Origin of the sequence: Spiroplasma endosymbiont of Danaus chrysippus, from assembly GCF_902809815.1 — a bacterium.
Classification (GTDB): domain Bacteria; phylum Bacillota_I; class Bacilli_A; order Mycoplasmatales; family VBWQ01; genus Spiroplasma_E.
Genome location: NZ_CADDIL010000005.1, coordinates 29,516 through 48,762, shown reverse-complemented (window position 1 = coordinate 48,762; position 19,247 = coordinate 29,516). Strand labels below are relative to the sequence as shown.

Here is a 19,247-nt window from a genome sequence, read left to right as displayed (position 1 = left end):
ATGATATTATGAAAAATTTTATTGATAGTACCAATATTAATAACATCTATAACACTAATAATATTTTTAATATTTATTATTAAAGAATTAAAAAATGAATATAAAGTATTAAAAATATTAAGTGAAATTGTTAATCAAATTAAAAATAAGGAAATAAAATAATGAAATGTTTTCTATGTATGCATGGAGAAATATATTCTCCAAAAACGTTGTATAAAATAAAAAAATTGAAAAAAATAATTTACAAAGATAGAGATATTGATAGTGAAGATTTTAAGAAAAGATATGAATATCTTTTAAAAAAATTAGGTGATATTGATGAACAAATCATTTTAATAGTTATCTTCACATACATATGTTCAAACATCAGTAGCAACTACATCAGCATCTTTACTTGCTGTTTTATAATCTTCTGTTAAAATAATAGAACCACCCGTTTCTTGAGCAATTTCTTGACATTGTTTTAATACTTGAGGATATGGTCATAAATTTTTATTAGTACAGATTACTAAATTCATTCCTAATTTTGCACTAATAATCATATAACTATTAGCCATATTAAAACGAGCATCTCCAAAATAAACAAATTTAATACCTTTAACATCTTTATTTTTTTACACTCTTGAATTGTTATAATATCAGCTAGCATTTGTGTTGATGATATAAGTCAGTTAAGCCATTTCATATCGGAACACCGGGATTTTCAGCTAATTCTTCAACATCAGTTTGTTTATATCCACGAAATTGAATACCATTATAAATTCTACCAAGAAATTTAGCGGTATCAATAATTAATTCTTTAACTCCTAATTTACTACTAGTTGGATCAAAATATGTTGAATGCATTCCTAAATCACAAGGAGCAACTTCAAAGAGGCTTTTTAGTAATCTGTGTTTCTTTGTTTTACAAAGTACTAGTTCAGATTAATTCTGTCTTCAAATTTTATCATAAAATGGAGGCTTTTTAGTAATCTGTGTTTCTTTGTTTTACAAAGTACTAGTTCAGATTAATTCTGTCTTCAAATTTTATCATAAAATGAGCAATTGCTGTATTTCAATTTTGAATGGGCAATGTTCATTTTTTTGTGATATTTTCAATTGCTAAGTAAAAAATTTTAAAAACTGCCATATCATTAGGAAAAACTTTTTTATTTCTAATAACTTTTCGTAATTGGCTATTAACAGATTCAATAGCATTTGTAGTATAAATTACCCTTTTAATTTCTGCTGGATAACTAATAAAAACCATTAAATTTTCTCAATTTTTATATCAAGATTTAGCAATTTGTGGATATTGTTTATTTCATTTACTTTCAAATGATTCTAAAGCTTGCATTGCTTGTTCTTCACTACATGCTGTATAAATTGGCTTTAAATCGATAACTAGAGACTTTCGATGTTTGTATGAAACATATTTTAAGCTATTTCTAATTTGATGAACTATGCATAATTGATGTTCAGTTTTAGGATAAACTGATTGTATTGCCTCTGACATGCCTGTTAAATTATCACTACAAGCAATAAGAATATCATTTAAGCCTCGATTTTTCATTTCTGTAAAATTATTTAATCAGAATTTAGCACCTTCATTTTCACTAATTCATAAACCTAAAACATCTTTTTTACCTTCTAAATCAACTCCTAAAGCTATATAAACTGATTTGTTAATAATACGTTTATCCTGACGTACTTTAACTACGATACAATCAAAATAAATGATTGGATAAACACTATCTAATGGACGATTTTGCCATGCTTTGACATCATCAATGACATCATCAGTAATTTGACTAATTACGCTTTCGCTAATATCTGCGCCATCATATAACTCTTGCAACTGCATTCTAATATCTGATAAAGTCATACCTTTTGCATATAGTGAAAGAACTTGTTGATCAAAACCATCAAATCTTCTCTGTCTTTTTGTGATTATTACTGGTTCAAAATTACTATTACGATCTCTTGGTACATCAATTTCAATTTTACCTTGTTGAGTTATTAATTTTTTTGATGTTGTACCATTACGAACATTGTCATTATTACTGCGTTGATTTCTTTCGTGTCCTAAATAATTTTGCATCTCAGAATTCAACATTTTTTCTACCAATCGTTTAGTTAATTCTTTATATAAGCCTCCCTCTTTAAAAACTGTTGTTAAATCCTCAGTATTTTCTAATAATAAATCTACTGCTTTTGATATTGGATCATTGTTATTAAGATTATCTTTTTTAGCCATCTGTAACTCACTCTTTCTAGATATATAAATTATATTTACTAGAATTAATTAAACATAGTTATTTTTGTAAGTCACACAGATTACTAAACATTCCCACTTCAAACGCGCTTCTTGTTCTTAATGAATCTTTTCGATATAATAAAGCAACACTATAGCCTTTTAATGGCTGTTTTTCTATTCCTTTTTGTTTTGCAATTTTTAAAGTAGCAGCTAATTCTAATAAGTAATAAATTTCTTCTGAAGTAAAATCTAATAAACAAATAAAATTTCTGCCTTTTAAATTAATAGCCATGATATCTTTTCTTCCTTTCAGTTCCTAATATCTTTATTTAATTTAACATTAATATACAATATGGGCAACACTCTGACCACATGACAATTCAGAATTAGTAATTTCATAAACATGGATATGTATTATTATATTTAATTTTTAACTCAAATTTATTAACAGCAAGTAATTATTTTGTTAATAAATTATTGAACTGAAAGTTGTTTTAAATATTTTTCTAGTGAAATAATATATTCTTTTTTAGAATTCCATTCTTTCAAAATTTGATTGATTAAGTAAGAACATATTTTTTTATCTTGGATAATACTCATTACAACAAACTTTTTAATATAAAATACTCCAATACCATTTCTGATAAAAATTTTAGCAAGTAATAAAACTATTTTTAATTTATTAATTTCTGAATATATATTAATAGCAGACTTACTTTGCATTCAGTATTCTCTTTAACTTAAAATATTCTTTTTTCTCTCTCATAGTTAACATTTAAAACCTTTTTTTATATTTTTAAATTTTAAATATACAATAATAAATGAAAATGAAAAATATTAGTTTAGTAATTAAATGTAAAATTAAAAAAACAAAACTTTAAAACTTATATTTTATAAAAGTTTTGAAAATAATGTTTTATCAATAAAACTTAATATAATTTTAAATTTAAAATTTGTACCTATAATTTAGGTACAAATTTTTATTATTTCTCATTTTGCTGTGTGTACATCACAATACGTAAAATAAGTTGTAATATTTCATAAATCATACGAATCAAGTAATAAATAAACTTAATTTGGAAAATTCAACTAATAGCACGTATTTCTTTTTCATTTAAAATACCAACAAGATTTTGACAAATTTCTTTTCTTGATTTAGCATAAAAAATCATTTGCATTGAAGAAAAAAGAATTAATAAAATACTACCTAAAATTGATAAAACAATTGAAAGTATATTGGCGCTCGCTGCTGATAAAGTAATTCAAGAATTAGCGGGTGAAAGAGCAAATAGAATAGCAAGTGCAAAAGGAATTAAAACAAAAAATAATGTTATTTTACGAGAAAAATCTCATCAAAAAGTATTAAAACGACTACTATTTGAACTACTTACTGCCCAAGTACTTTCCATTGCCATTGCTAAAGTATAAATAGAACGACGGTGATAAGTTCATGGTAATAGTCTTAAAGTAAAATTACCATTATTAAATAAATAGGGACTTAAATAAAAAAACCTAGGTTCAACAGTAATACTATTAATATTACCAAATCCCTTAAATTTTATTCTTTTTGCATTAATACCGTATGTTTTTAAATATTTTTGAGATAACTCGCCACCAGTTAAATTAGCACTATTTTCGCGATGGAATCAAGAATACTTAATTCAAGTGAAAAATCAAATCATAGTAACAACAAACAAAATTACACCAACAATAGCTACTAAGCTTGCTAAAACAATTAAACTAGTTGATCAAGTCTTTGGATCATTTGGATTAACTGAGGATAATAATAAATTAGTCATAATCTTCTCCTTTCTAACTATTTGAATAGAGTCTACAATATTATAACATAGTATTATTCCACCACGAAAAGAAAGTTATAAACTTCTTGATCACCATCAACAATTTCATATTCAATATCATAATCTTCATCTAAAATTTTTTTCATAAAATTAATTTGATCTTTTGAATAACCTTTACCTTTAAAAATAGTAATTATTTCTGCACCATCTCAAATTAATTTAGTAAACAATACTTTAATTACATTAAATAAATTTTCATTTGAAGCAATAATTTTTTCTTTACCATCTTTATTACGAAAACTAACAGCAGAAAAAAAGTGTTTTTTTCCAATTTTAATACCATCTATTTCAACATCACGATCAGCAACTGTTACATAACCAAAAGCAGCATATTTAATTTCACTTCACATATTTTTATTATTTTCTTTTGCACTTAATTCAGGATTGAAATTTAAAGCAGCACGCATACCTTGAGCAATATTTTTAGCAGGTAATACAAAAACTTTTGATTTTTTTTCTAATTTTCTTGCTTGTTCTGCTACTAAAAATAAATTACTATCATTTGGCAAAATAAAGACATTTTTTGCATCGACAATTTCAATTGCCTTTAAAAAGTCATCTGTTGATGGATTAATTCTTTTTGAATACATAATAATATTGTTAACCTTTAATTCATCTCTAAAAAAGGTTTCAATTCCTCTGCCAGGAACAGCAGCAATTAAAGCAAATTTATTATTTAATTTACGAATTGGTTTAATAGTTTGTGTATGTGCTTTTGCCTGTTCGGTCATATTTTCAATTTTTACTTTTAAAATTTCACCAAATTTCTGAAAATAATTTAAAATTTGACCTGGTTTTAAAGTATGAATATGAACTTTGATTAAATCTTCATCATCTACTAAAACTATTGATTGACCATCCATTGTTTCTAAATCAGTTCGTGTTTTGCTTAAATTAAAATCTAACTTACTAACTTTATTTAGTTTTACAATAACTTCTGAACAATAACCAAAGTTTTCTTGATTTAAAACCAGGTCAAATTTTGCTGTATCTTGTTGTTCTAATTTTTTCTTTGGCGAAATAGCTTTACCGTGCTTTAAACCATACACCATACCTTCAACAATATAAACTAAACCAGCACCACCCGAATCAACAACTCCTACTTTTTTTAAAATTGGCAATAAATCAGGTGTTCTTTTTAATGATTCATTCATTCCTTCTAGTAATTTTTCAAAAATATAAAGCGAATCTTTGCCTGTTATTTCTAATTCATTAATATACTTAGCACCATCTTTAATAATAGTAAGAATAGTACCTTCTACTGGTTTCATAACTGCACGATATGCATAATCTTGCGCACTTTTTCAAGATTTTAATAAATCCTTATTACTAATGAAATCATTTTTTAAATCTTTTGTTTTTATAGTTTGAAAAAAACCACGAAAAATTTGAGATAAAATAACTCCAGAATTACCACGCGCACCCATCATTAAACCACGAGAAAAAGTAGTAGCAAATGTTTTTAAACTATAATATTCTTTGCCATTTAATTCTTTTATACCATTCATCATTGTTAAATTCATATTTGTTCCAGTATCACCATCAGGTACTGGGAAAACATTTAATTTATCAACTTCAAAATGATGATTATAAAGATTATTAGCACCGCTAATAAGCATAACTTTTAAGGTTTTAATATCAATTTTTTTCATTTAATTTCACCTTATATTTTCTTTTATTCTTCAATTAAATCATGAACAAAAATGTTAAGTACTATATAGTCTTGATGTTTAATAATCTTTTCAACAATATATTTTAAATTTTTCTGAGTTTGATTCATAATATTTCAAATATTATTATTAAAAAAACAAACTATATTAATATCAATAATTCAACCTAAATCAGACTTGTTAACTTTAATTCCATAATTATTATCTTTTTCATAAATATTGGCAACACCTGGTACAGATAAAATACTTTCTGATAATGCTTTTTTAATAATGTTCATAATATCTTTATCTTTCTCCACATAATCACCCCTATTATATTAATAATAAATTAAATTTATATAAAATAAAATCTCTTATAATTTTTATAGTCTTTTATATTATACCTAATATAATATATCAAGACAATAATAATCTTAAAGATAAAGATATTATATATTGATAATGGTTTTTTCTATATAAAAACATAATTAAGAAAAACTAAACTACCTAATTATTAAATATAAAATACTATATATAATTTTAAAAATTAATATTACTTTTAGTAAAGTAATACAATACAATAATAATTAAATAATTATTTATTCTTAACTGTCTTATTTTTATACTTAAACATTATATAATAGAAAATAATAAAATTTAAAATATATAAAATACTAACTAACCAAAAGTATAATTAATAATTAAACTATACTTCAAAAATTTACTATATAAATTTTAGGAATTTTTGTGTTTTTAATCGTAATCTTATTTTTTGCAGAAATTTCAAATACAATTTTCATAATAACAATTACATATTTTAATAAATTACCTCTTATTTTATATAAAAAGATTATCACTTTTTAAAATAAAAATTAATTTAATGATAATGAAAATATATTAACTTCTTAATAACTAAATTTAATGTTCAATCACTTATTAACAATTGTAATTTTATATAATATAAAATAATATTTAATTGTTAACATTAAAAAGTGTTAAATATAATAAGTATTGAAATTTTATATACATAAAATTTAATGATTTTGAAAGGAACAATAATATGTTAAAAATATCTAACTAATTATTTACCAGATCCCACTGAATATGCTAAAGTTTTTTGTGAATATATATTCAAAACTTTAATAGAAAAAATTATATATTTTTATACAACAGTCAATGGGTTTCTAGATCAAAAATTTATTACATTTTTGACTAATGAAAAAATTGCTAATGAATTTAATAAAACAAAAAATATGGATTTAGAAACATTAATAAAAGAATTTTATGATACACATCATAAAATTAAAATTCCACTAATAACAATAAATAAAAAATTAACAAAAGAAATTGAAAAAGAAGTAAATGAAGTATTTAATAATACAACTACCTTAACTATAATTTTTTATAAAATTTGTATAAAAGATAACGCAACTAATAGTGATATTAGTGATTTTTTTATTGAAAAATATACAAAAAAAATTATTAATACTTAAAAAAAAAGGAGGTTCCCAAAAAAGTAGGAAGATGAATTACTAGATAAATAAATTCTTTTCAAGATTACCATTTAAAAATGATGATAGACAAATTAAATTCTCTTTTACCCTTAAATTTATATTCGACGTATTTTAAAAAATATAAATTTAAAAAATTATTATCAAAGGAAAAAGACAAGAAATAATCTTGTCTTTTTTTTGTAATTGTAAAATTTTAAAATTTTTATTATTAACATCCTTTAAATATCTACTACACGCAGTGACCAAGTAGGAGAAAGTTAATAATTAATAACTCTCTTTAACACTATTATCAACACGTGTTAGGGAACTAAAAAAGTGAACTACAACACAGTTGTTAAAAATAGTAGCTAGAACATGTGGAGTTGCATGGATAAATAAAAAGTGGAGTGATACCTAATAAAATATACTAACCATTAATGGTAATTCTTGGGGTGGGAGCGAATTGGAAACTAGTATATATAGACCTGTTGTAGGGACCTATTGTATTAATTCTATTCTTTATTTAACCAACCTTGCCACTATCAAGTGAGCAAGTGTTGGTTTTATTTTTTATTTTTGAGCCCAGAATTTCTGGAATGAATAAAACGAATAGTATTAATAATATAAAAATAAAAATATATATTCTTTATGCTACAAGCAACAGAATATATTAGAAAGAACTATTATGAAAAAGTATTTTTGTTGAACATGTAAACAAAATAAATTAGATTATTTATTCTTTAATACTAATGATATAAAAACAAGAAAATATTTTTTAAGAGATAAAAATAGTAAAGCAATTTGTTATGACTGTATTTTAAATATTAGGTTAAGTAGGAGGCATAAATATGGATAAAGAAAAACCATTTTCTGTTAAAGACCAAGAAATTATTAATGAATATAATAAAAAACGTAGTAAAAAAATAACAGAAGAATATTTAAATAATATAGAAAAATTAAGAAAAGATTTTAAAAAAGAAGTAATTAATGAATATAAAGAAAAAATAATTAATATAATACTTGATTATGAAACCTTTTATATTGGTGATACACAAGGTTTAACTCCATTCGGATTTATTATTAAATTAAGAGATGAAATTAAAAATGGTGACTTTGAATAATGCAATATGACTTAATTATTGGAATTGACCCCGCTGGAATTGGTAATAATGGAATTGTTATATATTCAAATGAAACAAATAGAATTATTTATACGGAAACATTCAACACAACACATGTTTTTGAAAGTAAAAATCGTTTTAAAAGAATACTATCGATAATTAAAGAACAATTTTTTGATAAAAAAATATTAGTTATTGTAGAAAATTTCTTTTTAAGTTCAAAACAATTATTAACTAATCCATTAGCAACTCCTAAAATTATTGGTGCATTAATGGTATTAGTTCAAGATGTTTTCAACTGAGATTATTTAGAAAGTGAACCAAAAAATAAAACTAAAATAGAAAATTATAAAGGAAATATAAAATTTACAAAACATGAACAAGATGCATATAAGCATATTCAATACTATTTAAGGAATTATAAAAATGAAAGATAAAGCCAATTATGTCAAATTAACAGTAAAACTGAGCAACACTATTGAAGCAAAATATTACGAAAAAGGTAATAAGGAATTATATTATAGTGTTCGAGGTCAGTAAAATGGTTTAAACTACGTTACTTTAATTTTTAACAACCCAAAATTTTATAGACGCTGTATTTTATTAAACAAAAATGATGAAATTATAGTAACTGGTCAAATTTTTAATACTTTAAATATTCCTAAAAATCGTGCATTTTGTTCAATTAATGTTAAATGATTTAAAAAATGAAAAGAGTAAAAAATGATATTATGAAAAATTTTATTAATAGTACCAATATTAATAACATCTATAACAGTAATAATAATTTTAATATTTATTATTAAAGAATTAAAAAATGAATATAAAGTATTAAAAATATTAAGTGAAATATCAAAAGAAATTAAACATAAGGAGAATAATTAATGATAATATTAATTACTTTGTTTGAAAATAAAGATGAAATTGAAATATTATCACCATTTCCAAAAGCAATTCATACAAGTAATGATATTAGAGCAATTATTTTAAGACAATACCCAAATGTTAAATCAAAACATATAATTGTTTCTGACCCCGAAAGTAATGTTGCATTAATAGTTGGTGATAATGATGTTTATCAAGGTTGAATTAAAGTAACAATTAAAAAATTAGAAAATTAAAGGAGAACAAATAAATGCAAAAGGAAAAAATTAAAATTAGAAATTATGAATTTGAATTAAATTCTTATGTAGTAGATTCCTTATTAGATGTTATAAGAGAACTGATAAAAACAAATAAAGGAGAATAAAATGCCAAGTATAGAAAATCAATCAAATTATACTTTAACTAAATTAATTAGAACTGGTATAAGTCCTATTTGTGCAATGATTGGCACAAGTGCTTATTATGGTCAAGTAATTGCAAATCCAATATTAGGTTCAATTAATAGTTTATTATTTGGTAAAAAATTAGGTTTAGATATTTGAAATTTAAATCAAAGACCAAATACTAAAACTAAATTAATTAATAGTAGTAAAAAAATCTTATTAGGTTTAGGAACAATTGGATTAGCAAATTATAGTAAATGAACAGAAAATAATATTAATCCAATTATTCCAACAACACCAATGCCGATAACTACTACAACTACAACTGAGGGTCCATCCACCATGATTACTATTAAATAAACAAGAAAATCAGTCATTAATGGATTGAGATACTTATATTTCATTAAATGCTTATGGTATTTCAAATCTTATTAGTGGATTAACTGAGTTAATACCTAATAAATTTGAAACAATAAGAAAAATTTGTAATATGGCAACTGGTGGATGTTTAATATCAAGGGGAATGTTTAGTAATCTGTGTGACTTACAAAAATAACTATGTTTAATTAATTCTAGTAAATATAATTTATATATCTAGAAAGAGTGAGTTACAGATGGCTAAAAAAGATAATCTTAATAACAATGATCNTGGTACATCAATTTCAATTTTACCTTGTTGAGTTATTAATTTTTTTGATGTTGTACCATTACGAACATTGTCATTATTACTGCGTTGATTTCTTTCGTGTCCTAAATAATTTTGCATCTCAGAATTCAACATTTTTTCTACCAATCGTTTAGTTAATTCTTTATATAAGCCTCCCTCTTTAAAAACTGTTGTTAAATCCTCAGTATTTTCTAATAATAAATCTACTGCTTTTGATATTGGATCATTGTTATTAAGATTATCTTTTTTAGCCTTCTGTAACTCACTCTTTCTAGATATATAAATTATATTTACTAGAATTAATTAAACATAGTTATTTTTGTAAGTCACACAGATTACTAAACATTCCCAAAGCGTAATTAGTCAAATTACTGATGATGTCATTGATGATGTCAAAGCATGGCAAAATCGTCCATTAGATAGTGTTTATCCAATCATTTATTTTGATTGTATCGTAGTTAAAGTACGTCAGGATAAACGTATTATTAACAAATCAGTTTATATAGCTTTAGGAGTTGATTTAGAAGGTAAAAAAGATGTTTTAGGTTTATGAATTAGTGAAAATGAAGGTGCTAAATTCTGATTAAATAATTTTACAGAAATGAAAAATCGAGGCTTAAATGATATTCTTATTGCTTGTAGTGATAATTTAACAGGCATGTCAGAGGCAATACAATCAGTTTATCCTAAAACTGAACATCAATTATGCATAGTTCATCAAATTAGAAATAGCTTAAAATATGTTTCATACAAACATCGAAAGTCTCTAGTTATCGATTTAAAGCCAATTTATACAGCATGTAGTGAAGAACAAGCAATGCAAGCTTTAGAATCATTTGAAAGTAAATGAAATAAACAATATCCACAAATTGCTAAATCTTGATATAAAAATTGAGAAAATTTAATGGTTTTTATTAGTTATCCAGCAGAAATTAAAAGGGTAATTTATACTACAAATGCTATTGAATCTGTTAATAGCCAATTACGAAAAGTTATTAGAAATAAAAAAGTTTTTCCTAATGATATGGCAGTTTTTAAAATTTTTTACTTAGCAATTGAAAATATCACAAAAAAATGAACATTGCCTATTCAAAATTGAAATACAGCAATTGCTCATTTTATGATAAAATTTGAAGACAGAATTAATCTGAACTAGTACTTTGTAAAACAAAGAAACACAGATTACTAAAAAGCCTCATATCAAGTGGTGTTGCTATGGGTATTAATAATGATTTTAATAATGCTTATGCAGTACCTACCATAATTGCTGGTGCAAGTGAAATTATCCATAATTTACTACCTATGGAAACAACTAATCATATTGAAGAAATGCAAGAAACATCATTTAATAATGAAACTGCAAGATTAATTAATGATAATAGATTCACAATTAATAGTGAAACATCAAGTCAATATTATGGTAGTGATATGAGTGAAGTAATATTAGATAATGCTTAATTAAATTGAGATTATAATCACATGAGTTTATAAAGGAGGTGAATAATTTATGAATAAAGAAAAAATACTTGAATATTATAATAATGAAATAAAAACATATAAAGAACAAATAGAAGAATTAGAAAAAAAACTATCTGTATTAGTAGAAGTTATAAGTAATTCACAATCAATGATTGAAAAAATTAATGGTGGTCAATTTGATGAATAATTAAAAATTAAAAATAAATAGTTGAAAGGAAAATATTGACATGAAAGAATTTTTACATGAATTAATAATTATTGGAACAAGTGTTGGAACATTAATTTGCAGAGAAATTATTGTTTTATTAAAAAGATTTATCACAACTCCAAAACATGTTAGAGCAAATAACAAAATTATAAAACATCAAAAAAAATTAGCAAAATTAAATGAAAAGATTAATAAAGGAGAAAAATAATATGACAAAAATTCAATTTAATGAAAAATATAGAAAACAAGATATTAGTATTGATAGAGATTTTGATTTACATATTGATAATTGTTTTAAATTTTCTGATATTGATACATTAGAAAATGCAGTTAATGATTATAAAAAATTAATAAGTGAAATGCCACAATTAGTTAAAGATTGATTATTAGGATAAGATTAGGAGAATGTTAAATGTTAGAAAATGAAAATAATGTTCAACAAACAACTGAACCTTTAACTGAAAATAATGCTTCTTCACAAGAAATAGAAAATAAAGTTAATGAAGCAGAAAATAAGTTAAATAAACTTAATCAAGAAATTAAAGAAAAAGAAATGATTAATATATTTAAAAAATATCAAGTTAAAAGTGAATTTTATGATTATTTAAAATTTAAAACAAGTAATATAGAAAATTCAAAAATTGAAGAAAGTATTAAAAAAATAATTAAAGAACAACCAGTATTTAAAGAAACAATTAATACAGGTGGCAAACCACAAACAATAATAACAAATCAACCAAATTCAATAAAAAATGCTTTATTGGATTATAAAAATAAAAATAAATTATAAGGAAGGAAAATAAAAAATGGCAGTACCATTGCTACTTGCTACTTAGCCCTTTTTACTAGACCATTAATTTAAAAAAAAACTTGAATGTATTCGAAAAACAATTGTGTTATACAATTAACACTAATTTTGACATGAAAGGATTTTTAATAATGGATAAAATTAAACAAATAGCATTAGTAATTAACAAGTTAAATATCAAACAAAAAATTCAAATTATTGATGATAGCAAAAACCAATATTCAATTAGATATCTTTGCCAACATCTTCAACTAAACCGATCAACATATTATTTTGTAAAAAACAAACAAAACCCTATTAAAAAAGAAAAAAATCAAATTAGTAATTGTACACATAAATATCAAGAATTATGCCAACTTTTACTTGAATTTCATTTTACAAGAAAAGGACAAATTTATGGCTATTTACGAATTTTTTCAGCATTTAAAGAATGATTAAAACAATACAAACATATTATTTTAAATCTAGAATTATCAACAAAACAAATGCGAAAAATTATGAAAGATCACAATCTTCAAGGATTAAAACAAACTAAAAATAACTATCCTAAAAACAAAAAAAATCCAAATAAGTGAATACCTACAATGGATAAAGTAAACAAAGATTATAAAAGTACAACCTCTTCAAATCAAATTTGATCAATGGACACTAAACAAATAAATACTAAAGAAGGTTGATTATATCTTTTTGTAATTATTGATTTTTATTCAAATAATATTGTAAGCTATAATACATGTTCAAACAAATCCTATCAAGATTTAATTCTTCCTGCACTTGAAAAAATAAATCAACAATTCTCTTGAAACCAAGTAAAAAACGTTATTTTACACTCAGATAACGCCAACGAATTTTATTGTCAAGACATCACAAATTGAGCTGCTGATAAGCAAATAATTTTAAGCAAAAAACAACCTTATGATATTGGTGGCAATGTAATATCTGAAAACTGATTTTCTCATTTATCTCAAGAATGACTACCTAAAGGTTCAAATCAATATTTTTCTCTCAATGAAGCTATAAATGATGTAAACCAATATATTATGTTTTATAATTACGAAAGAATACATTCTAAATTTCTAAAACCACCAATTTCACAAATAAAAATTTAAAACTGTCTATCCAAAAGTGGTCCAGTATTTAGGGCTAACCACCTTTAAAAATAATGAAAATAATAGTTTAAGATTTTCAGCAAATACTATTAAAATAGGTTTTATTGATATTGATAAAGTATTAAAAACTACTGTTGCTGAAACATCAGACTTTACTATGCAATTAAATCAAAGAGCTAGCACAAATATTAATGACAATACAATTGAGTATAGTATGACTGATATTAAAAATTTAATTTTTCAAGAAATAAATTTATTAAATCAATTTAAATTATATGCAGTTTCTATTAATGAACCTTTAACTGAAAATAATATTGATAATTTATATATCATAAATAATTATTCACAGCCATATCAAAACCCAAAAACAAGAAGTACTAAAAGTATAACTATTATTAAAATTAAAGATTTTAAAACAAGAGATGGTTATCCAATCATTATTAAATTGCAAAAACCATTAGATAAAGATACAAAAGTAATTGGTTTAAAAATTAAAGCCCCTAGAAGCATGATTTTCGGCAATATAAAGGTACTTGGTGAAGTTGACAATATGGAAAAGTATACCCGAAGTTATTTATCAAGGATAAGATAGCATTTCCGCTATTATCAATGCCTATTGAAACTCAACCAAAAGTTAGAATATTACAACAATGATTTAGTGAACAAATTTTACCTTGAAAATTAGCAAAACAATTTATTGGACAAGAAAAATCAGTTTTAGATTTAATTGCTATTAGTGGCGGCAAAGAAACAAGAAAAGAAGTTATTAATAACGCAAGAGTAACTGATACTTGACTAGGTTGAGAATTAGGTTCTATTTGAACTGGTGATTGACCATTAAAAAATGAAATACATTTGGAAGATAAAAAAGTTTTATCTTTTAGTAATGAAGGATGATATGTTTATCTTGCAACCAATAATAGATTTAAAAGTATAGCAATTGAAATACAAGATGCGCCAACAATTGATAGTTTACAACAACTTTTATTAGATATGCTAAGTTATACATATAATTATAATAGAAATTTTGATGGTGCTACATATAATGAGAAAAATGGAAAACCAGAAAATGCTATTGCAAAATTACGTGAAAAATTTGAAAATCAAAAACCAGATGAAGTAATTAGTAATTTGTTTAAACAGTGAAAATTAGATTATCCAAATTATATTAATTTAGAACAAGTAAAAATATTTAAACAAATAATTATTATGTTATCAAATAATATTTATTGAAATATGTCTATTAGTAAAGGTTTAAATGATGATAATAAAATTTTATTACCTTATTATTTTGAATTAAAATCAAGTCCAATACATCCTAGTAAAAATGATATTTGACAATTTAAAGATGTAAAAGTAATATTAAAATCTGAGTATTTTGATTTTATAGATATAAATAATATTAAATTAAAAAACAATGATATTAGTCAAAATGAATTGTTTAAACTAGATGATAACCAATTTAATTGATTATCTATAACAAACGAATTAGAAAGTAATAATATACCTTCATTAATTCCTGCTGATTGAACATTAAGTAATGGTGAATATGGTAAATACTTTACAAGAGCAATTATTGATAAAAATAAAGTTGAAAATTCTTTAAATTTATATGGTTCAAATAAAACACAATTATTTTCTAAATTAGAATTTTATAAAGAAATTTCACAAATTGATAATAATAGTGAATTTGAATTAGAAATTGAAAATCCGATTAATAACTTAAATCGGATTGAAATTAGTGGTATTTTTGGTGTTGGTAATTATGAATTAATTTTAATAACTGATAAACAAGAAATAAATTTAAATAGTATTAATTTATTTGATAAATATAACGAGAATATTTCATACATTAATTTAGAAATTTAAATTATATTTTTCATAAATTTAACTTATTTTTTTGAATACTTTTTTCTGTTGGATATTCTCTTAAAGTTTCTTCTCATGGTTTAATTTTTTCTTTTAGATTATTAATCACTTTTGGTATTTGTGGTTTTTGTTGTTTATTTAAAGACAATGAATTACTTGAAGGTAAAGAATTTGTTGATGTAGATTTCGAATGAAATCCTTCATCATTATCATTGCTGCTAGATAATAACTTATTTTCTAAATCACAAATTTTCTCATTAAGTTTAAATATTTCTAATTCATATTTTTCAATCGTTTGTTCATCAACTTTGATAATTACTTTTTGTTGTTTTTGATTTAATAAGTTAAATAATAAATTATTATTATTTTGTAATAATTTATTTTTATGGTTCAATAATTTATTTATATTTTCAATTATTTTATTAATATTAGTTATTAAATTTTTTTGATTTTCCTTGTTTTCATTATAACTTAAATTTAAAATTTCAATTTTTTTCTGATTATTTAAATTTGTTTCTTTTAATAATTCACAATTTTTCTCTTCTTGTTGAGTTAAATTATTAATATTTTGATTTATATTGATTTTTCCAAGTGAAAAAAATTTAATAAAAAAATTTTTAATCTTATTAATTTTTTGTTTTTTTAACTTTAAAATTTGTTTTTGATAATTAATTATTTTTGTTTCTATTTTTTTACTTTGTTCACTTCAAAAAAAAATATTAGTTTTAAAATTTTTTATTGTAATTTCATTTATTGAAATTTCGTTTTTAAAATAATTTCTTTCTTTTTCTAAACTTTGAATTTGTTTTTCAATTTCTTCAATATTTTTTTGATTTTTTAATATTTGACTATTAATAAAATCTTGTTCTTTTTTTGTAATCATATTTTTTTAAATCTCCTTAAAAATAAAAAACTCATTTACTTTAAAAATAAAGAAATGAGTTAAAAAAAACTTTATTTAGTTCTTATTTAAAATTATATATGTTTATATATAAATATCAATATTATTTGTTAAAATATCCTTCTGGATAATTTCCATCTCATACTATATCATCATCATTATGCTTTATTTTATCAAAATATAAATATATTTGATGATTATCTAAACTTTTATGTGACCATATAGTTGTTGTTCCTAATATTACTTGACCATTTGTTTCTAGATAAGATTTAACATTAGTACCAACATTATGGGTAAGCACCCCCCATGATTAATCCTATTGTTCCAGTTGTAGCACCAGTTAGTGCTAATGCTAATGTTATTTTACTTAAATTTGTTCTTATTCATGTTTTCATATTAAATTACTACTGCTTTTTTTAAGTATATTAAATTATTTGTATATCAGCCAGTAGTTCATGCTTTATTTTGATTAATATTAATATATGTTCAATATTGTGTTCCTTTGCCATAAATTGTTGTTTTTAAAGGAATATCGCTTATAAAAATATTTGATTCATGTATATGACTATCTATTGTAAATCCTATTATGTATGATTGTTTTTCTTGAAAATTATATATTATTTCTCCTTGTTCGTTTATTTTATATTTTTCTTTATCTAAATTAGGTTTTTCACATGCAATAACATTTGAAGTTATAATACAACCTAAAGTTATTACTCCCAAAATAGTTAATATATTTTTCATTTTAAATTACTCCCTATATTTTTTGCTTGCTTCAATTATTTTTATTGCTTGTTCTTTTGGTAAATTATCTATAATACTTGGTAACTCTTCTTCATATTCATTTGCATGTTTATGACAGAAAAAAAATTTACCAAATTCATCTATATCTATAACATTCGTTCATTCTTTAAAACATCCTTCTTTTTGACAAAAAATAAGTTTAGTATTTTCAACTTCATATTTATTTACAAGTATTTCATGATTTTGATTTTTAAATTTATTTTGTTTTTTTGGTTTTTTAATTTTTATTTTTGTCTTACATCTTTTTTTTACTCATAAATTCTCTTTTTTCCTTGATTTTACTTATAAATTGTACTATTTTTGATTATTTTTACAAGTATGCTTTTAAATGCAAAATAACGCCTAAATTAAAGGCGTTTATTTTGTGAGACCTATAATATTAATTGTATATAACTTGTTTATTATATTGTAAATATGAAAGTACTTTTTTAAATAATTTTTATTTTATTTAAAATTACACTTATATATTTATATAATAATTAAGTAAATTATTTTTTTAAATATATTTACACTAAATTTAGATTTTTAAAATATTTAGGAGAAAAAATATGAGTTTTAATTACTTATGAACTTTAAAAGAAGCAACAAAAAGAATGTATCAATCATTTAGAGATGATATAAAAAATCAATGAGAAAAAACAGATTGAAGAATATTAAAAGAAAGAGATAGAAAATATATTCCAATTAAAATTAAAGAAAGAACTAGAAATACTATCAATGGTCTTGTTACTTATAAATGTCGTGATTATAAATATTATGATGAACAATTAAAAAAATGAGTAAGAGTTTGTTTATTAGATGAAGAATTAGAATTACCTAAATATAAAAGAACTTGTCACGATATCAAAAATAATGTTATTGAACATTTTGCTGATGGAAAAAGATATGTTGATATTTTACATACTATGAAGCAAACAAAATTTAGTACAACAAGTATTAGTAGATTATTTCAAGAATATCAAGTTAATAAATTAGATGTTCCTAAAATAAAATTAGAACCAAATCAATTTATTTATATTAGTATTGATGATGGACATCGAAAATTTTGAAAATTTAAACGCAATTCTGGTAAATATTCAATGCGTTTAGTATTATTTTGTACAGATAATGTTAATCATAAATTAGTTAATAAAAGAGCAGATGTAATAATAAGACCAACAAAAACAGCAATTGGTGTTAAAAAAACTGCTGAATTTATCAAAGAACAAGGAAATAGATTTTTTGAAAATTTTGACCAAGCAAAAATTATTATTTGTGGAGATAGTGCAGAATGAATTAAAGAAGTCGCTGATTATTTACGTGCAAGTTTTGTTTTAGATAAATTCCATTTAGTTAAAAAATTATATCTTGGAATAATCGCTGGAAATAAAGGAAAATATTGAGATGAATATAAGATTTGTAGAAATTTTATTGAAAATGGTCAATATGATGAGTTAATAAAATATATGAATGAAATATTAAAAAACCATAAAAAATTAAAAAAACAATATTTTAAAAATAATAAACAAGGTATTGAAAATCAAGGTGCAAAGTGAAATATAGGTTGTTTTACAGAAGGTAATATTTGACATATTTTAAAAGAAATGCTTGGCAATAGAACTTATAACATAAATATTTATATTAAAATGGTTATTTTTAAATGTAATCAAATAAATTGTAAAACATAATCAAAATTTTATTTTTTAATAAAAAATATTAAAAACTTATTAAAGTTTAATTTAATAAGAATTTTTGTTGTGTATAAATATTAATTTTATTAGTGATTTTTTCAATATT

At 22.4% G+C, this 19,247-nt stretch carries 29 protein-coding genes and 1 pseudogene; 18 read left to right on the top strand and 12 right to left on the bottom strand.

Annotated elements, in window-relative coordinates; genetic code table 4:
• Complete coding sequence (locus SPIRDC1_RS06855) at window positions 1-162, top strand: hypothetical protein (protein ID WP_174481149.1); 162 nt, start codon at window positions 1-3, stop codon at window positions 160-162.
• A 170-nt stretch (window positions 163-332) separates the two neighbouring features.
• On the opposite strand, the gene SPIRDC1_RS10060 is transcribed toward SPIRDC1_RS06855, so the two are convergent.
• The 8 genes from SPIRDC1_RS10060 to SPIRDC1_RS06820 all read right to left on the bottom strand — a co-directional run bounded on the left by SPIRDC1_RS10060 (window position 333) and on the right by SPIRDC1_RS06820 (window position 6,064).
• Window positions 333-557, bottom strand: coding sequence for a hypothetical protein (locus SPIRDC1_RS10060; RefSeq protein WP_233215007.1), 225 nt, complete (start codon window positions 555-557; stop codon window positions 333-335).
• An 85-nt stretch (window positions 558-642) separates the two neighbouring features.
• Window positions 643-846, bottom strand: coding sequence for a hypothetical protein (locus SPIRDC1_RS10055; RefSeq protein WP_233215006.1), 204 nt, complete (start codon window positions 844-846; stop codon window positions 643-645).
• Window positions 847-997: 151 nt separating this feature from the next.
• Window positions 998-2,236 carry an IS256 family transposase gene (locus SPIRDC1_RS06845; protein WP_174479940.1) on the bottom strand — a complete coding sequence of 413 codons (1,239 nt, stop codon included), beginning with the start codon at window positions 2,234-2,236 and terminating at the stop codon, window positions 998-1,000.
• 58 nt (window positions 2,237-2,294) lie between these two features.
• A complete protein-coding gene (locus SPIRDC1_RS06840; protein ID WP_174481148.1) occupies window positions 2,295-2,528 on the bottom strand; it encodes a Rossmann-fold NAD(P)-binding domain-containing protein in 234 nt (77 codons plus the stop codon).
• Window positions 2,529-2,710: 182 nt separating this feature from the next.
• On the bottom strand, window positions 2,711-2,959 hold the full coding sequence (locus SPIRDC1_RS06835; protein WP_174481147.1) for a hypothetical protein: 249 nt from the start codon (window positions 2,957-2,959) through the stop codon (window positions 2,711-2,713).
• 260 nt (window positions 2,960-3,219) lie between these two features.
• Complete coding sequence (locus tag SPIRDC1_RS06830) at window positions 3,220-4,035, bottom strand: hypothetical protein (protein ID WP_174481146.1); 816 nt, start codon at window positions 4,033-4,035, stop codon at window positions 3,220-3,222.
• Window positions 4,036-4,088: 53 nt separating this feature from the next.
• Entirely contained in the window at window positions 4,089-5,747 is a 1,659-nt protein-coding gene (locus SPIRDC1_RS06825; protein ID WP_174481145.1) for a DAK2 domain-containing protein, read from the bottom strand.
• A 23-nt stretch (window positions 5,748-5,770) separates the two neighbouring features.
• Window positions 5,771-6,064 carry a hypothetical protein gene (locus tag SPIRDC1_RS06820; RefSeq protein ID WP_174481144.1) on the bottom strand — a complete coding sequence of 98 codons (294 nt, stop codon included), beginning with the start codon at window positions 6,062-6,064 and terminating at the stop codon, window positions 5,771-5,773.
• Between the two features lie 888 nt (window positions 6,065-6,952).
• Between SPIRDC1_RS06820 and SPIRDC1_RS06815 the strand changes: the two genes are divergently transcribed.
• From SPIRDC1_RS06815 to SPIRDC1_RS06785, 7 genes are all read left to right on the top strand, one after another.
• Window positions 6,953-7,237, top strand: coding sequence for a hypothetical protein (locus SPIRDC1_RS06815; protein ID WP_174481143.1), 285 nt, complete (start codon window positions 6,953-6,955; stop codon window positions 7,235-7,237).
• 848 nt (window positions 7,238-8,085) lie between these two features.
• Entirely contained in the window at window positions 8,086-8,358 is a 273-nt protein-coding gene (locus SPIRDC1_RS06810; protein WP_174481142.1) for a hypothetical protein, read from the top strand.
• Complete coding sequence (locus tag SPIRDC1_RS06805) at window positions 8,358-8,795, top strand: hypothetical protein (RefSeq protein ID WP_174481141.1); 438 nt, start codon at window positions 8,358-8,360, stop codon at window positions 8,793-8,795. The genes SPIRDC1_RS06810 and SPIRDC1_RS06805 overlap by 1 nt, the downstream gene beginning before the upstream one ends.
• A gap of 286 nt (window positions 8,796-9,081) precedes the next feature.
• Entirely contained in the window at window positions 9,082-9,243 is a 162-nt protein-coding gene (locus SPIRDC1_RS06800) for a hypothetical protein (RefSeq protein WP_174481140.1), read from the top strand.
• Window positions 9,243-9,479 (top strand): hypothetical protein, encoded by a 237-nt coding sequence (locus SPIRDC1_RS06795; protein ID WP_174481139.1) that lies wholly within the window; start codon window positions 9,243-9,245, stop codon window positions 9,477-9,479. Before SPIRDC1_RS06800 ends, SPIRDC1_RS06795 begins: the two co-directional genes overlap by 1 nt.
• Before the next feature lie 129 nt (window positions 9,480-9,608).
• Entirely contained in the window at window positions 9,609-9,986 is a 378-nt protein-coding gene (locus tag SPIRDC1_RS06790; RefSeq protein ID WP_174481138.1) for a hypothetical protein, read from the top strand.
• A gap of 19 nt (window positions 9,987-10,005) precedes the next feature.
• On the top strand, window positions 10,006-10,182 hold the full coding sequence (locus SPIRDC1_RS06785; protein ID WP_174481137.1) for a hypothetical protein: 177 nt from the start codon (window positions 10,006-10,008) through the stop codon (window positions 10,180-10,182).
• A gap of 93 nt (window positions 10,183-10,275) precedes the next feature.
• Here the strand turns inward: SPIRDC1_RS06785 and SPIRDC1_RS10535 are convergent.
• Window positions 10,276-10,554 (bottom strand): transposase (locus tag SPIRDC1_RS10535; RefSeq protein ID WP_438363303.1); only part of this gene is annotated, 279 nt, incomplete at its 3' end.
• A gap of 85 nt (window positions 10,555-10,639) precedes the next feature.
• Between SPIRDC1_RS10535 and SPIRDC1_RS06775 the strand changes: the two are divergent.
• The 9 genes and pseudogenes from SPIRDC1_RS06775 to SPIRDC1_RS06735 form a co-directional block, all read left to right on the top strand.
• Window positions 10,640-11,449: pseudogene (locus tag SPIRDC1_RS06775) on the top strand (IS256 family transposase); the annotation flags it as partial.
• Window positions 11,450-11,508: 59 nt separating this feature from the next.
• A complete protein-coding gene (locus SPIRDC1_RS06770) occupies window positions 11,509-11,751 on the top strand; it encodes a hypothetical protein (protein ID WP_174481136.1) in 243 nt (80 codons plus the stop codon).
• Between the two features lie 49 nt (window positions 11,752-11,800).
• Window positions 11,801-11,959 carry a hypothetical protein gene (locus SPIRDC1_RS06765; RefSeq protein ID WP_174481135.1) on the top strand — a complete coding sequence of 53 codons (159 nt, stop codon included), beginning with the start codon at window positions 11,801-11,803 and terminating at the stop codon, window positions 11,957-11,959.
• Window positions 11,960-11,999: 40 nt separating this feature from the next.
• On the top strand, window positions 12,000-12,188 hold the full coding sequence (locus SPIRDC1_RS06760; RefSeq protein WP_174481134.1) for a hypothetical protein: 189 nt from the start codon (window positions 12,000-12,002) through the stop codon (window positions 12,186-12,188).
• 1 nt (window position 12,189) lies between these two features.
• On the top strand, window positions 12,190-12,375 hold the full coding sequence (locus tag SPIRDC1_RS06755; RefSeq protein ID WP_174481133.1) for a hypothetical protein: 186 nt from the start codon (window positions 12,190-12,192) through the stop codon (window positions 12,373-12,375).
• A gap of 17 nt (window positions 12,376-12,392) precedes the next feature.
• Window positions 12,393-12,770 (top strand): hypothetical protein, encoded by a 378-nt coding sequence (locus SPIRDC1_RS06750; protein ID WP_174481132.1) that lies wholly within the window; start codon window positions 12,393-12,395, stop codon window positions 12,768-12,770.
• A 131-nt stretch (window positions 12,771-12,901) separates the two neighbouring features.
• On the top strand, window positions 12,902-13,897 hold the full coding sequence (locus tag SPIRDC1_RS06745; RefSeq protein WP_174479968.1) for an IS3 family transposase: 996 nt from the start codon (window positions 12,902-12,904) through the stop codon (window positions 13,895-13,897).
• A gap of 16 nt (window positions 13,898-13,913) precedes the next feature.
• Window positions 13,914-14,489: a hypothetical protein gene (locus SPIRDC1_RS06740; RefSeq protein WP_174481131.1), complete on the top strand. Its 576-nt coding sequence runs from the start codon at window positions 13,914-13,916 to the stop codon at window positions 14,487-14,489.
• A gap of 17 nt (window positions 14,490-14,506) precedes the next feature.
• On the top strand, window positions 14,507-15,766 hold the full coding sequence (locus tag SPIRDC1_RS06735; protein WP_174481130.1) for a hypothetical protein: 1,260 nt from the start codon (window positions 14,507-14,509) through the stop codon (window positions 15,764-15,766).
• A gap of 1 nt (window position 15,767) precedes the next feature.
• Here SPIRDC1_RS06735 and SPIRDC1_RS06730 read toward each other — a convergent pair whose 3' ends face one another.
• The 3 genes from SPIRDC1_RS06730 to SPIRDC1_RS06720 form a co-directional block, all read right to left on the bottom strand.
• Window positions 15,768-16,649: a hypothetical protein gene (locus SPIRDC1_RS06730; RefSeq protein ID WP_174481129.1), complete on the bottom strand. Its 882-nt coding sequence runs from the start codon at window positions 16,647-16,649 to the stop codon at window positions 15,768-15,770.
• Between the two features lie 121 nt (window positions 16,650-16,770).
• Window positions 16,771-16,968, bottom strand: a complete 198-nt coding sequence (locus SPIRDC1_RS06725; protein ID WP_174481128.1) for a hypothetical protein — start codon at window positions 16,966-16,968, stop codon at window positions 16,771-16,773.
• A 95-nt stretch (window positions 16,969-17,063) separates the two neighbouring features.
• Window positions 17,064-17,411 carry a hypothetical protein gene (locus SPIRDC1_RS06720; RefSeq protein WP_174481127.1) on the bottom strand — a complete coding sequence of 116 codons (348 nt, stop codon included), beginning with the start codon at window positions 17,409-17,411 and terminating at the stop codon, window positions 17,064-17,066.
• Between the two features lie 608 nt (window positions 17,412-18,019).
• Between SPIRDC1_RS06720 and SPIRDC1_RS06715 the strand changes: the two genes are divergently transcribed.
• Window positions 18,020-19,138: an Mbov_0401 family ICE element transposase-like protein gene (locus SPIRDC1_RS06715; RefSeq protein ID WP_174481126.1), complete on the top strand. Its 1,119-nt coding sequence runs from the start codon at window positions 18,020-18,022 to the stop codon at window positions 19,136-19,138.
• Window positions 19,139-19,247: the final 109 nt, after the last annotated feature.